Genomic DNA, 14,527 nt, shown 5'->3' with positions numbered 1-14,527 from the left:
AAATCGGGTGGTGCCTGTCACCTGTAGTGTTACCTGAGGTAAACTCATAGCGGAAAGTTGAATCGGGACCTTCCAGCGGATAGAATAGAGGTATGGATTTTTTTAAGGAATAGGAGTGAAGCTGTGAATCAAGCGCGGCAATTAACGCAAGGGGCGCTGATGCTGGCGGTGTATCTGGTTTTATTGTTGATTACCATTTATGTACCGCTCGTGTCTTTAGTGGCCAACTTATTTTTGATATTCCCATTTCTTTATTATAGTGCTAAGCACCCGGTGAAGTTTTCGCTTGTCCTGTTTATCGGGGCTCTTATCCTGTCCGCAGTGGTTGGTACGGTGATAAACCTGCCTTTGACGATTATGTACGGGACAACAGGGATTGCAATGGGTTTGTGCATCAGATTCAAAAAAAGCAAGTTATTTACATACGCAGTTTCAAGCTTCGTTATCTTAATCAATTTAATTGTTCAGTACACAGCAGCAGTATTATTTTTCAATATTAATTTTATTGATGATACGTTGAAACAACTCCAGATTTCGATTGATCGGTCTGTTAATTTTATGGAGAAATTGGGTCAGACCATGGATCCACGCATGGTGTCTCAGCTGGATATGGTGTTTGGATTATTCAAAACGCTGATGCCATCTGTTTTTGTATTAGGAGCGTTTTCTGTGGCTATTCTCCTGATGGCCGCCAATTTCCCGCTGGCCAAAAGATTCCGCGTCGACGTACCGGCTTTCAAGCCTTTTCGACAAATGCAACTACCGAAAAGCTTATTATGGTATTATTTAATTACTATTGTCATAAGCCTTTTGGTTGGAAAAACAGAATCAGGGTTTGCCCATTCTGCCTTGCTGAACGTCTCGTTTATGCTGCAGACGCTATTTTACCTCCAAGGCTTGTCGTTTATTTACTTCCTTTGCCATAATAAAAATGTACCAAAAGCAGTGGCTGTGATCCTGACGATCATTACGTTTCCGGTGCTTTACCTGGTAGCGATTTTAGGCATGCTGGATCTGGGATTTGCAATGCGCCAAAGATTCCAGCGATAAGCAAAACGGCGTCAATTTCAAGTTTTAGGAGCTGAAATCATGCCTTCTTATTATAAAAAGCGGATGCTCCGTTTTCCGCTGTATGGATTGATGGCCATTTCATTGGCCTTGATCGGCATTTTAGTCTTTTATAAGTGGTGGGTCAGCTTAATTGCGGTCCTCCTTTTCGGGGCATTATTCTATCTGGTTTTGTACTTTGAACAGAGGTCCCATGATGCGATAGAGGAATACATCTCAACCCTCTCTTATCGGGTGAAGCGCGTCGGGGAAGAAGCTCTGATGGAAATGCCGATCGGAATCATGCTGTTCAATGATGACTACTACATTGAATGGACCAATCCTTATCTCGCTTCCTGCCTCAATGAAGATACGCTTGTCGGTCGGTCCTTGTATGATGTGGCAGAGGCGATTGTCCCGTTGATCAAACAAGAAGTGAATACGGAAACGATCATGATCAATGAAAGAAAATACCGGGTGATATTAAAAGCTGAAGAGAGGCTTCTTTATTTCTTCGATGTGACCGAACAATCGGAAATCGAAAAAATGTATGAGGAAGAAAGGACGGTCATCGCGACCATCTTCCTCGATAACTATGATGACCTTACACAGGGAATGGACGATCAAATGCGAAGCAGCCTTAACAGCATGGTGACTTCGACTTTGAACAAGTGGGCCAACGAATACGGAATCTACCTTAAAAGGGTTTCTTCCGACCGTTTCGTGGCCGTCATGAATGAAATGATCCTGCAAGTCCTCGAAAAAGATAAGTTTTCCATCCTGGATGATGTGAGGGAGTTAACGTCCAAACAAAACGTCCCATTGACTTTGAGTATCGGTGTAGGTGTTAGCGCGTCCTCTCTGCCGGAGCTCGGTGCACTCGCACAGTCCAGCCTCGATTTAGCGCTGGGACGTGGTGGTGATCAAGTGGCCATGAAACAGCCGAACGGAAAAGTAAAGTTCTATGGCGGTAAGACGAACCCGATGGAAAAGCGCACGAGAGTACGTGCCAGGGTCATTTCCCTCGCGTTGAAAGAATTGATCCTCGAAAGCGACAAAGTCATCGTCATGGGGCATAAGCACCCTGACATGGATGCGATCGGAGCGGCAATCGGCATCCAGAAAGTAGCGAAGATGAATCAAAAGGAAGGGTACATCGTGTTGGACTTTTCCGATATTGATACAGGCGTCAAGCGGATGCTGCGAGAAATGAAGCAGCACCCCGATCTGTATTCGCGTTTCATCACACCGGAGGAAGCCTTGGAAATGGCAACCGAGGATACACTCCTTGTCATTGTGGACACCCATAAGCCAGCCCTTGTAATTGAGGAAAAACTCGTGAATAAAGTAGAGAACAAAGTGGTCATCGACCATCATCGACGCGGAGAGGACTTCATCCTGAATCCACTCTTGGTGTATATGGAGCCTTACGCATCATCCACTGCCGAGCTGGTTACCGAACTCCTTGAATACCAGCCGAAGAATGAAAAAATCAACATGCTTGAAGCTACTGCTCTGTTGGCGGGGATCATCGTCGATACGAAGAGCTTCACACTCCGGACCGGGTCGAGGACATTCGATGCTGCCTCCTATTTGAAAGCACAGGGAGCAGACACGGTACTAGTCCAGAAATTCCTTAAGGAAGACGTGGACACTTATATTAAACGTTCAAAACTGATTGAATCCGTCAAGTTTTTCAAAGATGGCATCGCCATAGCGAAAGGGAAGGAAGACGCGGTGTATGATCCCGTCTTGATTGCCCAGGCTGCTGACACACTCCTGACGATGGATGAAGTGGTTGCTTCATTCGTCATTTCGAATCGCGCAGACGGTGTAGTTGGAATCAGTGCAAGGTCGCTGGGCGATATCAATGTTCAAATCATCATGGAGAAGCTTGAAGGCGGAGGACATTTGACAAATGCAGCGACGCAATTGACCGACGTCTCGATTGAAGAGGCGGAAGAGCGATTGAAGGAAGCTGTTAATGAATATTTGGAAGGGAGAACGAAATCATGAAAGTAATTTTCTTGCAAGACGTTAAAGGAAAAGGGAAAAAAGGCGAAATTAAGAATGTGGCAGACGGCTACGCGCATAACTTCCTGCTTAAAAATAACCTGGCAGTTGAAGCAACATCAGGAAATCAAAAAGCGTTGGATGCACAAAAGAATAAAGAAAAGCAGATGGCAGCAGAAGAGCTTGAAGAAGCGAAAAAGCTGAAAGAAAAGCTGGAAAAAATCACAGTTGAGCTTTCTGCCAAAAGTGGTGAAGGCGGTCGCCTCTTCGGCTCCATCACAAGCAAACAAATTGCAGAAGCAATGAAAAAAGCGAACAATATCAAAATTGATAAGCGCAAAATTGAAATGGACGATGCCATCCGTACACTTGGCTACACAAAGGTTCCTGTGAAGCTTCATACAGAAGTGACTGCCACTTTGAATGTCCATGTTAAAGAGGAAAACTAAGGCTCTATTCTCAAAGTTTGTTGCTTTATGCATTAAAACAGGATAACTTATGCATTCTATGCAAAAAATTCAGCTCGAAAAGAGCCTGGATACTCCATACCAACGCGCAAACCAGGTAATTTCACGTTAAAATCGGCTTTAAGATTTTAACAACAATGCTTACGAAAACAGCCAAAACTAAAATTTCCAATTTCAGAAAAACAACTTTCTGATACAATAGAATAAATGATAAAAATGTGATCAGGGAATAGAGCGTTCCAGGCTGCATATGCCTGGCTCTTGATCACATTTTTTAATGGGATTTTACTATTATCCTTCAAGAGAAGGAGGTTATAAATATGAGTGATTTGTTCAATGATCGAATACCACCGCAAAATATCGAAGCAGAACAGGCCGTGCTTGGGGCTATTTTCCTTGAGCCAGCCTCTTTGACCGTAGCATCTGAAGTCCTGATTCCGGATGATTTCTATCGGAGCTCCCATCAGAAGATTTATAATGTCATCCTGAAGCTGAGTGATGTGGGGAAAGCGATTGATTTAATCACCGTGTCGGAAGAGCTTGCGGCAGCAAAAGAACTTGAGGATGTCGGCGGGATCTCTTATTTAAGTGAACTTGCCGCTGCCGTCCCGACCGCCGCAAATATTGAGTACTATGCAAGGATCGTGGAAGAGAAGTCCCTTCTTCGCCGTTTGATCCGTACTGCGACCAACATTGCGAAAGACGGCTATGCACGGGAGGACGAAGTGGAAGCACTCCTTGGCGAAGCGGAAAAAAATATCATGGAAGTGGCCCAGCGAAAAAATGCGGGTGCCTTCCATAATATCAAGGATGTTCTCGTCAGGACCTATGATAATATCGAATTGCTTCATAACCGGCAAGGAGATATTACGGGGATTGCCACAGGATTTGCTGAACTTGACCGCATGACAGCCGGGTTCCAGCGCAATGATTTGATCATTGTTGCGGCCCGTCCATCAGTAGGTAAGACGGCCTTTGCCTTGAACATTGCCCAGAACGTTGCTACAAAGACCGAAGAGAATGTCGCCATCTTCAGTTTGGAGATGGGAGCCGAACAGCTCGTCATGCGTATGCTCTGCGCAGAAGGCAATATCAACGCCCAAAATCTTCGTACAGGTTCCCTTACGGATGAGGATTGGCGCAAGCTGACCATGGCTATGGGAAGCTTATCCAATTCAGGCATCTTCATCGATGATACACCAGGGGTAAGGATCACAGAAATCCGCTCCAAATGCAGAAGGCTTAAGCAGGAGCATGGCCTTGGCATGATCTTGATCGATTACCTTCAATTGATCCAAGGAAGCGGCCGTTCCGGTGAGAACCGCCAGCAGGAAGTATCTGAAATCTCAAGGTCCCTGAAGGAGCTTGCACGTGAACTGCAAGTCCCTGTCATCGCGCTTTCTCAGCTTTCCCGTGGAGTGGAGCAGCGACAGGATAAGCGCCCGATGATGTCCGATATCCGTGAATCCGGAAGTATCGAGCAGGATGCCGATATCGTAGCCTTCCTCTACAGGGATGACTACTATGATAAGGAATCGGAAAACAAGAACATTATCGAAATCATCATTGCCAAGCAGCGTAACGGCCCTGTCGGAACCGTCTCATTGGCATTTGTAAAAGAATATAATAAATTCGTCAATTTGGAACGGCGGTTTGATGATACTTCCGTCCCACCTGGCGCATAATAAAAAGGTCGGCCTAAAGGCTGGCCTTTTTCGATTTTTATTACAGGTTTGTTTCTGAAAAATTACGAACAAATATTAATGTTTTAATTTAAATGTTCGTGTTTTCGTTGACTTTTCCTACATATCGCTGGTAAAATGAGTATGTTTGATAATAGCGGGCTACATAAGTAGTTCATGCGGAGGTGCTTCATATTGTCTTCAGTAGTTGTAGTTGGAACACAATGGGGAGATGAAGGAAAAGGGAAAATCACAGATTTTCTCTCAGAAAATGCAGAGGTCATCGCACGCTACCAAGGCGGAAACAATGCGGGCCATACAATTAAATTCAACGGTGAAACGTATAAATTGCACTTGATCCCATCTGGAATATTCTATAATGAAAAGATTTCCGTCATCGGAAATGGAATGGTCGTAGATCCGAAAGCACTTGTTCAGGAGCTGAAATATCTGCACGACCGCGGGATTACCACGGACAACCTGCGCATCAGCAACCGTGCCCACGTCATTCTTCCATACCACATCAAATTGGATGAAGTAGAAGAAGAACGCAAAGGCGCCAACAAGATCGGTACTACGAAAAAAGGAATCGGCCCAGCCTACATGGATAAAGCCGCACGAAGCGGAATCCGCATCGCCGATCTTTTGGACCGCGAATCCTTTGAAGAGAAGCTTGAGCGCAATCTGGCAGAGAAAAATCGCCTTCTTGAAAAATTTTATGAAACAGATGGATTCACAATTGAAGAAATCCTTAATGAATACTATGATTACGGTCAGCAAATCGCGAAATATGTATGCGATACATCTGTCGTATTGAACGATGCCCTTGACGAAGGACGCCGCGTTCTATTCGAAGGCGCCCAAGGTGTCATGCTCGATATCGACCAAGGAACATATCCATTCGTTACATCTTCCAACCCAGTGGCAGGAGGCGTAACAATCGGATCTGGCGTCGGTCCATCTAAAATCAATCATGTAGTCGGCGTATCCAAAGCTTACACAACCCGTGTCGGAGATGGTCCATTCCCTACAGAATTGACAAACGAAATCGGCGACCAAATCCGTGAAGTCGGCCGTGAGTACGGCACAACAACAGGACGCCCGCGCCGTGTCGGCTGGTTTGACAGTGTAGTAGTGCGCCACGCACGCCGTGTCAGCGGTCTGACAGACTTGTCCTTGAACTCCATCGACGTATTGACTGGCATCGAAACGCTGAAAATCTGCGTTGCTTACAAATACGATGGAAAAGTCATCGAAGAGTTCCCGGCAAACCTAAACATCCTCGCTAAATGCGAGCCGGTATACGAAGAACTCCCAGGCTGGACAGAAGACATCACAGGATGCAAAACACTTGGAGAACTCCCAGAGAATGCAAGACACTACCTGGAGCGCGTATCCCAACTGACAGGCATCCCATTATCCATCTTCTCCGTAGGGCCTGACAGAACACAAACAAATGTCGTGCAGAGTGTTTGGAGATAGATAGAAAAGCGGAAGCGCCCTGAAAGCCCCGACCAGCATAAGACGGAACTCGAAGGAAATCCTGATTTCCGTAGAGGGGCGGCTTATGACTCGAGGGGCTGGGCGCTGGAGCTGGATCGAGAAAAGCGGAGCCGTTTGTTCAGAGGCTTTCAAGATCAAAAGACGATTTGAAAAAAGCGAATCCCCCAGCCTTCGGACTGGGGGATTTTTATCTGGAATTCTCCTAATAAAAGGAAAGTGAGTCGGTGGAGTCGAAAAGTGCCGAGATAAAATGAAGAAGTGGGCCGGTTACCACCAAAAGTGTGGAGATAAATCCTCAAAGTGAGCCGGAAACTGTTCAAACTGGGGAGCAAACGAGATCCGTATGCTCAATATTGGTAGATAAATTAGGTGATTTTAATGAATTCCCACCTTTCATTAAAAAATATTAAGAAAAGTGTTGCCTTTTGTCGAATTTCTGTGCTATTATTAGTTTCGTTGCTGCGAGATTACAAGATTCTTAAGAAGATTACAGCACTTCATTCGAGCCATTAGCTCAGTTGGTAGAGCATCTGACTTTTAATCAGAGGGTCGAAGGTTCGAGTCCTTCATGGCTCACCATTTTAGATTGGCCCATTGGTCAAGCGGTTAAGACACCGCCCTTTCACGGCGGTAACACGGGTTCGAATCCCGTATGGGTCACCATTTATTTTTAAGCAATTAATGTAAGTCATTTTGCTGGTGAAATTAAGGAAATTTATTTTGCTGAAGCAAAAAAATTTGGTCTGGTAGTTCAGTTGGTTAGAATGCCTGCCTGTCACGCAGGAGGTCGCGGGTTCGAGTCCCGTCCAGACCGCCATTTTCATTTTAGAAGATGGATGGTAAGTAATAATTACATACCCTATCTAGAATGAAAGGTTTAGGATAGGCAAGAAGTTCGAGGAAGCGATTGAGCGAAAGCCGGAGCGTGCTAAACGCACGTGAGGACTTGAGTGATTGAAGCTGACGAAGAAATTCGCCGCCTAGCGTAAACCGTAACTACAAGGCTCGGTAGCTCAGTCGGTAGAGCAATGGACTGAAAATCCATGTGTCGGCGGTTCGATTCCGTCCCGAGCCATCACTAAAAAGCACTGCGATGACATGACTCTCGCAGTGCTTTTTTATATTCTCTATGTTTTGTAACATAACTGTAACATTAAGAGAAAAATCCCGGGTATTTTTTCCTCTCTAGCATCCTCCACGCAGCCCTCGCTTACTGGGCATAAAATCCTACCTAAGTCCTGTTAGAATAGGCTTTTACATCAATTAACGCAAACGTTTTCATAGCGATTAAATGTCACAAAATGTAATTTATTATACAATTATGTTACATTACAGAGACGTTAGCCCTATTGACTAGCATTTATGGTAAAGTTAGTGAGTGTTAAATTGTAAGAATATTTGCTTTTAGGCAGAAAGTACCAATCGTGTTGATAACATCGTTTTTTGGTCGTCGCCTTTGCTTTTAGGAGGAAAAGAAAATGAATTGGAGACAGAAATTGTCTAACGTATCATCCAATTTTCCAAAACTGAATATAAATGTTTCTACTAATCTTATAAAAAAGACAGCAGTTGCTGCTCTTGTTCTATCAGCTTTTTCATTCCACTCTGTATCAGCCAATGATTCAAAGTCGGGATTGAACAAAGTTTACCACGTCTATATTAAAGATCAATATATGGGCACAGTCACAGATCCAGCTGTCATTCAAAAAGTCATCGATGAAAAGACAGCAGCAAGCAGCGATGCATATTCCGGATTCCATGTGGAAGTCGGAAAGAATTTGAAATACATACCTGAACAAGTGTTTCAAACAGATGCTGACAATGAAGAAACGGCTAAGAAAGTAGAAGAGCAAGTTTCAGTCCTTGCAGATGCCGTTGCAATTACAGTCGATGGAAAGCCGGTTGTCTATTTAAAAGACAAAGAGTCAGCTGATCAAGTATTAAAGCAGTTGAAACTTTCCTATGCTACGCAAAAAGAGCTTGATGCATTAGACGCTCAGAAGTCTTCTTCCACTTCTTTACCACCATTGAAGGAAGATGAAACTAGATTAGTAGATGTTTCTGTCAAAGAAAATTTAGGCGAAGAAGAAGGATCTGTTGAACCAGGCAAGATTCTTGAGCCTGAGCAGGCAGTGAAGTATCTGCAAAAAGGTACGCTGGAAGAGAAGAAATATCAAGTTCAGGAAGGCGATGTCCTTGGGGCCATTGCTTCTAAGCATGACCTTTCTACTGCTGAACTGATCAAGCTCAACCCGGGACTCAAAGAAGATTCCGTTCTAAAGATTGGCAGCGACATCAACGTAACAGCCTATGAACCTCTTATTCATGTAATCATGAAGAGGGAAGTATATAAAGTTGAGCCTGTTCCTTATGAAAAGAAAGTCGAAGAAGACAGCTCGATGTATAAAGGAGAAACAAAGGTAGTCCAAGAAGGCAAAGAAGGAAAAAGCGCCACTACCTATGTCATCTCTGAGCAAAACGGAGAACGTGTCTTAAAAGAAGTGAAAGATCAAAAAGTATTGAGTGAACCAGTTAACTACATCGTAAAAAAAGGTACAAAAGTGGTGCCATCCAGAGGAACTGGCCACTTTGTATGGCCTGCAGTCGGCGGATATGTCTCCAGTGAAATGGGATACCGCTGGGGCAAGATGCACAAAGGACTCGATATCGCCCGCCCATCTGACCGCACGATCAAAGCAGCAGACAACGGCGTCGTTGTCACAGCTGGCTACAGCAATGACGGATACGGAAATAAAGTGGTCATTGACCATAAAAACGGCTACCAAACGTTATACGCTCACATGAGCTCTGTTTCTGTACATGTAGGCCAAACGGTTACTGCAGGATCGAAAATCGGGGTTATGGGTGAAACCGGTGAAGCAACAGGAGTGCATCTGCATTTTGAAGTACGCTACCACGGCAAGCTGGTCAACCCACGCACAAAACTATAAAGATGATTATAAATACTTTGCCTCTAGCCATTGATTGACTAGAGGCATTTTACTTTTTACGCAGCCCTAGGTTCGACAGGATCCGACGAAATTATTTCCCGAGAAAAGTTGGTGCTTTTTAGGTGAAAAGATGAATTCGTGGACAGAACGTGATAAATTAAGGGTAGTATGTTATGTAATAGTAAGCTTTAATGACTTATTACAAAGGAGAACAAACCTTATGGAAAAGAAAATACTAGTTGTAGACGATGAAAAACCAATTGCAGATATTTTACAGTTCAATTTGAAAAAAGAAGGATACGAAGTTTGGTGTGCCCATGACGGTGATGAAGCGATCCGCATGGCAGAAGAATTCAAACCTGATTTGATCCTTCTCGATATAATGCTGCCAAATCGCGACGGCATGGAAGTTTGCCGTGAAGTCAGAAAGAAATATGAAATGCCGATCATCATGCTGACAGCAAAAGATTCAGAGATCGACAAGGTCCTTGGATTGGAGCTTGGCGCCGATGATTATGTGACAAAGCCATTCAGCACGCGCGAGTTGATTGCAAGGGTGAAAGCGAACCTTCGCCGCCATCAGCATATTGCGAGCCAGACGAATGAAGAAGATGAAAACAACGAAATCGCTGTCGGTTCATTGGTGATCCATCCAGATGCTTATGTGGTTTCCAAGCGTGGAGAGACAATTGAATTGACGCATCGGGAGTTTGAACTGCTTCATTACTTGGCGAAGCATATTGGCCAGGTCATGACAAGGGAGCATTTGCTTCAGACTGTATGGGGCTATGATTATTACGGAGATGTGCGGACTGTTGACGTAACCGTACGCCGATTGCGGGAGAAAATTGAAGACAACCCTAGTCATCCAACATGGATCGTGACACGAAGAGGAGTCGGTTATTACCTTCGCAATCCAGAACAGGAGTAATAGATGAAAAAGGTAGGCTTTTTTCGTTCCATCCATTTGAAATTTGTATTGGTCTACATGCTCTTGATTTTGATTGCCATGCAGATCATCGGGGTCTATTTTGTTAATAGGCTTGAAACCAATCTCATTAACAACTTCAAGAAGTCCCTTTACGAACGGGTGGACTTGCTTGAGTATTTAGCCCGCGAAGAAATCATAAAAGTGCGGCAGGATGAAGACCCGACGGAAAAAGAGGCGATTCGAAAGGTCCTGCAGGATTTCGTGGCTTCCGATATTGAGGAAGTGCGGATCATAGATAATAAAAGAGAAATCATCGGGACCTCTGATCAAAATAATCAGGGAATCGTCGGCCAGCGAACGACAGAGGGATCCGTTAAGCGGGTCCTTGTCATCGGGTCGGAAGAAGATCATCGATATATTGATAAAGCGACGGGACACCGGATATGGGTCCTCACTTCACCGATTAAAAATAATGATGAAGTAGTCGGGACCATCTATTTAATTGCCAAAATTGATACCGTCTATGAGCAGATGAACGAAATCAACAGCATCTTTACAACCGGTACAGCGATTGCGCTGGCCATTACAGCCGTTCTTGGGGTTCTTCTCGCTCAGACAATCACCCGGCCGATTTCCGATATGCGGAAACAGGCATTGGCCATGGCGAAAGGGAATTTCTCCCGGAAAGTTAAAGTCTACGGCTATGATGAAATCGGACAATTGGCCCTTACTTTCAACAACCTGACAAAGAAGCTACAGGAAGCACAGGCTATGACAGAAGGGGAGAGGCGCAAACTTTCTTCTGTGCTTTCCTATATGACAGACGGAGTTATCGCCACGGACCGTAAAGGAAGGGTCATTCTCATCAATGAACCGGCGTCGAAACTTTTGGATGTTTCACGTGAAACAGTCTTGGCGCAGCCGATCGTTTCTGTTCTTGGCCTGGAAGAAGAATACACGTTTGACGACCTTCTTGTGGAGCAGAATTCGGTCATTCTCGATTACAGCACCATGGATACCCATTATATTTTACGGGCCAACTTCTCTGTCATTCAAAAAGAAACGGGATTCGTGAACGGATTGATTACCGTCCTGCACGATATTACCGAACAGGAAAAAATCGATATGGAGAGACGGGAATTCGTTGCGAACGTTTCCCATGAGCTCAGAACTCCCCTTACCACTATGCGGAGCTACCTGGAAGCATTGGCAGAAGGGGCTTGGCAGGATGAAGGAATCGCACCTCAGTTCCTGCATGTGACACAGAATGAAACGGAGCGGATGATCCGCCTCGTCAATGACTTGCTGCAGCTTTCCCGATTGGACAGCAAAGATTATCGACTCAACAAGGATTGGGTCAATTTCATCGAGTTTTTCAACCGCATCATTGACCGCTTTGAAATGACAATCGATCAAAACATCACATTTACGAGAGATTTCTTCAGCGATGATGTATATGTTGATATCGATACAGATAAATTGACGCAAGTGCTGGATAATATCATTTCAAATGCATTGAAATATTCTCCTCAAGGCAGAAAGGTGACTTTCTCTGTCGTGGAAAAAGAGCCTTTCATCGAGGTCAGTGTTTCAGATGAAGGAATGGGCATCCCGAAGGACCAGCTCGATAAGATTTTTGACCGCTTCTACCGCGTCGATAAAGCAAGGACGAGACAAATGGGCGGGACAGGCCTTGGTCTTGCGATAGCGAAAGAAATGATAGAAGCACACAACGGAAAAATATGGGCCACCAGTGTAGAGGGGAAAGGAACGACGATTCACTTTACTCTTCCATACGACCCATCGCTAGAGGATGATTGGTCATGAGGTATGAAACCATTAAATCAATATTGCTGACGGTCCTTGTCATTACGAGCATTGTCCTTACATGGAATCTCTGGACCTACCAACCGGATTATGAGGTAGCCAATCCGAACAACCTATTCCGTGAAGTCACGATCAGCGACAAGAAGGAAGCTTCCAGTTTGATTAAGCCTTCCAAGATCTTTTTCCATCAAAATGACGCCCACTACGGGACATTTAACGGTGTAGAAATGAATCGCATTGTCGATGAAATGAAGAAATGGACATTTTATGATTTCCGCAACATCACCAGTTCTGTTACGAGGTCAGAACTCCTGGATATCCAGCATTCAAACGGCAAGGTTCAGATTCTCTTTCCGGATGAGGTGCCTATTACTCTTTATAAAGGGGCGCTGAAGTTTGAAGAGACGAAGATCCCTTCCGTTACTTTCAATGAAATTGTCATTAATTTGAGCAATATTCAAAAGGAATCAGTGGTTTATTTTATCAGCAATGAACCGAATAGCTATAAAGTGTATGAGTGCAATATCCGGGCGAATTACCTAACGAATTTCCAAAACACGTTTGCCCAAGAGGCACCGGCTAAATATATTTCCTATTTCCCACATGATATCAATGATCATCAGACGATTTACTTGCCGAAAACACGGATTGACTTAACGATGCTTCGATACTATATGACGGAAATCGATGTGAATAAATTTAAAAATGCCCTGTTCAGCGATCCGAGTGATGTGCGGAAGTCGCAGCTGGCCAATCTAGAGGAATTCACGGATGGATCAAGCCTCATGAGGGTGAATAAACTAACGAACTATTTTTCTTATATCAATCCCGCAGAAGAGAGCAATCTGACAGACAGTCCTCATGAACTAATTCAAAAAAGCATTGATTTTATCAACGGGCATGCAGGATGGACGGATCAATACCATTATTTCAGCCTGAATTCTGATACAAGCATGGTTTCTTTCCTTCTTTATAAAAATGGACTGCCGGTGTTTAATGATGAAGGCATGTCTGAGATCACCGAATACTGGGGGAAGGATGAAATCTATAAATATATGCGTCCAAATTTCACGTTGGATGTTTCCTTGCCTTGGGCGCTGAAGGTGACGCTTCCAAGCGGATATGAAGTGTTGGATTATCTCAAGAATAACCCTGATATCAAGCCGAAGCTTCTTCAAGACTTCACGATTGGATACAAACTTTCAAGGGATCCGCAGAATCCACAGACGGTAGTGTTAGAACCATCCTGGTACTACATGGACAGCGGCAGCTGGATTCGCTTATCAATTAATAATGCAGGAGGAACGAGCGGTGGATTGGAATAAAACGAAAACGATCTTCATCATAGTCTTTTTGATCCTCGATGTGTTCCTTTTGTCTCAATTGGTGAAGAAAAATACTGCGAGCCAGTATCTTCCGAAGAAGGATGCTTCCATTGAGGAGCAGCTGAAGGAAGCCGGCATTACCTACGATGCCCTTCCACAGGATAAGGAGAAAGAGAAACACTACCTGTTGAGTGTGAAGACGAAGAAGTTTTCCAAAGAGGAACTCGATGAGCTTGATGGACAGGATGCCATCATCGTCAATGATACGAAAATCTCTTCCACATTGGATGAACCTTATAAATTAGGCACGGACTTTGACCCTGAAGTCCTTGATTCATTTGTTGAGGACAACATCATTGGGGGAGAAAAATATCAGTTTTGGCGTTATAATAAAGAGAGTAAAAAAATAACGTATGCGCAGAAATTTAAAGATAAAGTGATTTTCGAAAACGTGAATGGAGAACTGACCTTTTATCTGAACGACAAGAATGAAGTAGTTTCCTATGAACAGACCATGCTTGATTCCATCGATGAATACAATAAAGAGCAAATCATTTCATCCATTCAAGCAGTCGGGACTTTATTTAATAAAGGGATGCTGCGGCTCGACAGCAAGATCACGAATGTCGAGCTTGGCTATTATACACTCGTTCAGACCCCCGAGTCGCAAGTGTTGACGCCTACATGGCATGTGGTCGTCAATCAGGGGAGCAAGAAGGACAACCTATTTGTCAACGCCTTTGAAGGTTCAGTCATCACGATAAATAAAAAATTGGAGTGA

Annotated in this window: 10 protein-coding genes and 4 tRNA genes; all 14 read left to right on the top strand. The window is 44.2% G+C overall.

The window, feature by feature from the left end:
- Nucleotides 1–123 precede the first annotated feature (123 nt).
- The 14 genes from ABTV07_RS20265 (at nucleotide 124) to ABTV07_RS20200 (ending at nucleotide 14,527) form a co-directional block, all read left to right on the top strand.
- Nucleotides 124–1,050, top strand: a complete 927-nt coding sequence (locus tag ABTV07_RS20265) for a YybS family protein (RefSeq protein ID WP_433745985.1) — start codon at nucleotides 124–126, stop codon at nucleotides 1,048–1,050.
- Nucleotides 1,051–1,089: 39 nt separating this feature from the next.
- Nucleotides 1,090–3,063 carry a DHH family phosphoesterase gene (locus tag ABTV07_RS20260; RefSeq protein ID WP_433745982.1) on the top strand — a complete coding sequence of 658 codons (1,974 nt, stop codon included), beginning with the start codon at nucleotides 1,090–1,092 and terminating at the stop codon, nucleotides 3,061–3,063.
- A complete protein-coding gene (gene rplI, locus ABTV07_RS20255; RefSeq protein ID WP_433745979.1) occupies nucleotides 3,060–3,509 on the top strand; it encodes a 50S ribosomal protein L9 in 450 nt (149 codons plus the stop codon). The genes ABTV07_RS20260 and rplI overlap by 4 nt, the downstream gene beginning before the upstream one ends.
- 338 nt (nucleotides 3,510–3,847) lie before the next feature.
- Nucleotides 3,848–5,212: a replicative DNA helicase gene (gene dnaB, locus ABTV07_RS20250; RefSeq protein WP_433745977.1), complete on the top strand. Its 1,365-nt coding sequence runs from the start codon at nucleotides 3,848–3,850 to the stop codon at nucleotides 5,210–5,212.
- Between the two features lie 192 nt (nucleotides 5,213–5,404).
- Nucleotides 5,405–6,691, top strand: coding sequence for an adenylosuccinate synthase (locus tag ABTV07_RS20245; protein WP_433745975.1), 1,287 nt, complete (start codon nucleotides 5,405–5,407; stop codon nucleotides 6,689–6,691).
- A gap of 524 nt (nucleotides 6,692–7,215) precedes the next feature.
- Nucleotides 7,216–7,291, top strand: a tRNA-Lys gene (locus tag ABTV07_RS20240).
- A 9-nt stretch (nucleotides 7,292–7,300) separates the two neighbouring features.
- A tRNA-Glu gene (locus tag ABTV07_RS20235) sits at nucleotides 7,301–7,375 on the top strand.
- A 77-nt stretch (nucleotides 7,376–7,452) separates the two neighbouring features.
- Nucleotides 7,453–7,529 (top strand) — tRNA-Asp (locus ABTV07_RS20230).
- Nucleotides 7,530–7,714: 185 nt separating this feature from the next.
- A tRNA-Phe gene (locus ABTV07_RS20225) sits at nucleotides 7,715–7,787 on the top strand.
- Nucleotides 7,788–8,190: 403 nt separating this feature from the next.
- A complete protein-coding gene (locus ABTV07_RS20220) occupies nucleotides 8,191–9,663 on the top strand; it encodes a peptidoglycan DD-metalloendopeptidase family protein (protein WP_433745973.1) in 1,473 nt (490 codons plus the stop codon).
- A 220-nt stretch (nucleotides 9,664–9,883) separates the two neighbouring features.
- Nucleotides 9,884–10,594 (top strand): response regulator YycF, encoded by a 711-nt coding sequence (yycF, locus tag ABTV07_RS20215; protein ID WP_433745970.1) that lies wholly within the window; start codon nucleotides 9,884–9,886, stop codon nucleotides 10,592–10,594.
- 3 nt (nucleotides 10,595–10,597) lie between these two features.
- On the top strand, nucleotides 10,598–12,421 hold the full coding sequence (walK, locus tag ABTV07_RS20210; protein ID WP_433745967.1) for a cell wall metabolism sensor histidine kinase WalK: 1,824 nt from the start codon (nucleotides 10,598–10,600) through the stop codon (nucleotides 12,419–12,421).
- Nucleotides 12,418–13,746 (top strand): YycH family regulatory protein, encoded by a 1,329-nt coding sequence (locus tag ABTV07_RS20205; RefSeq protein WP_433745964.1) that lies wholly within the window; start codon nucleotides 12,418–12,420, stop codon nucleotides 13,744–13,746. The genes walK and ABTV07_RS20205 overlap by 4 nt, the downstream gene beginning before the upstream one ends.
- Nucleotides 13,733–14,527 (top strand): two-component system regulatory protein YycI, encoded by a 795-nt coding sequence (locus ABTV07_RS20200; protein ID WP_433745961.1) that lies wholly within the window; start codon nucleotides 13,733–13,735, stop codon nucleotides 14,525–14,527. Before ABTV07_RS20205 ends, ABTV07_RS20200 begins: the two co-directional genes overlap by 14 nt.

Origin of the sequence: Falsibacillus pallidus (assembly GCF_050990905.1) — a bacterium.
Classification (GTDB): domain Bacteria; phylum Bacillota; class Bacilli; order Bacillales; family DSM-25281; genus Falsibacillus; species Falsibacillus pallidus_A.
The sequence above is the reverse complement of the archived record's forward strand: the minus strand, read 5'-3'. Positions and strand labels throughout refer to the sequence as shown.

Coding starts and splice junctions, on each gene's coding strand:
- ABTV07_RS20260 (WP_433745982.1), top strand. CDS start 1,090: ATGCCTTCTTATTATAAAAAGCGGATGCTCCGTTTTCCGCTGTATGGA.
- rplI (WP_433745979.1), top strand. CDS start 3,060: ATGAAAGTAATTTTCTTGCAAGACGTTAAAGGAAAAGGGAAAAAAGGC.
- dnaB (WP_433745977.1), top strand. CDS start 3,848: ATGAGTGATTTGTTCAATGATCGAATACCACCGCAAAATATCGAAGCA.
- ABTV07_RS20220 (WP_433745973.1), top strand. CDS start 8,191: ATGAATTGGAGACAGAAATTGTCTAACGTATCATCCAATTTTCCAAAA.
- yycF (WP_433745970.1), top strand. CDS start 9,884: ATGGAAAAGAAAATACTAGTTGTAGACGATGAAAAACCAATTGCAGAT.
- walK (WP_433745967.1), top strand. CDS start 10,598: ATGAAAAAGGTAGGCTTTTTTCGTTCCATCCATTTGAAATTTGTATTG.
- ABTV07_RS20205 (WP_433745964.1), top strand. CDS start 12,418: ATGAGGTATGAAACCATTAAATCAATATTGCTGACGGTCCTTGTCATT.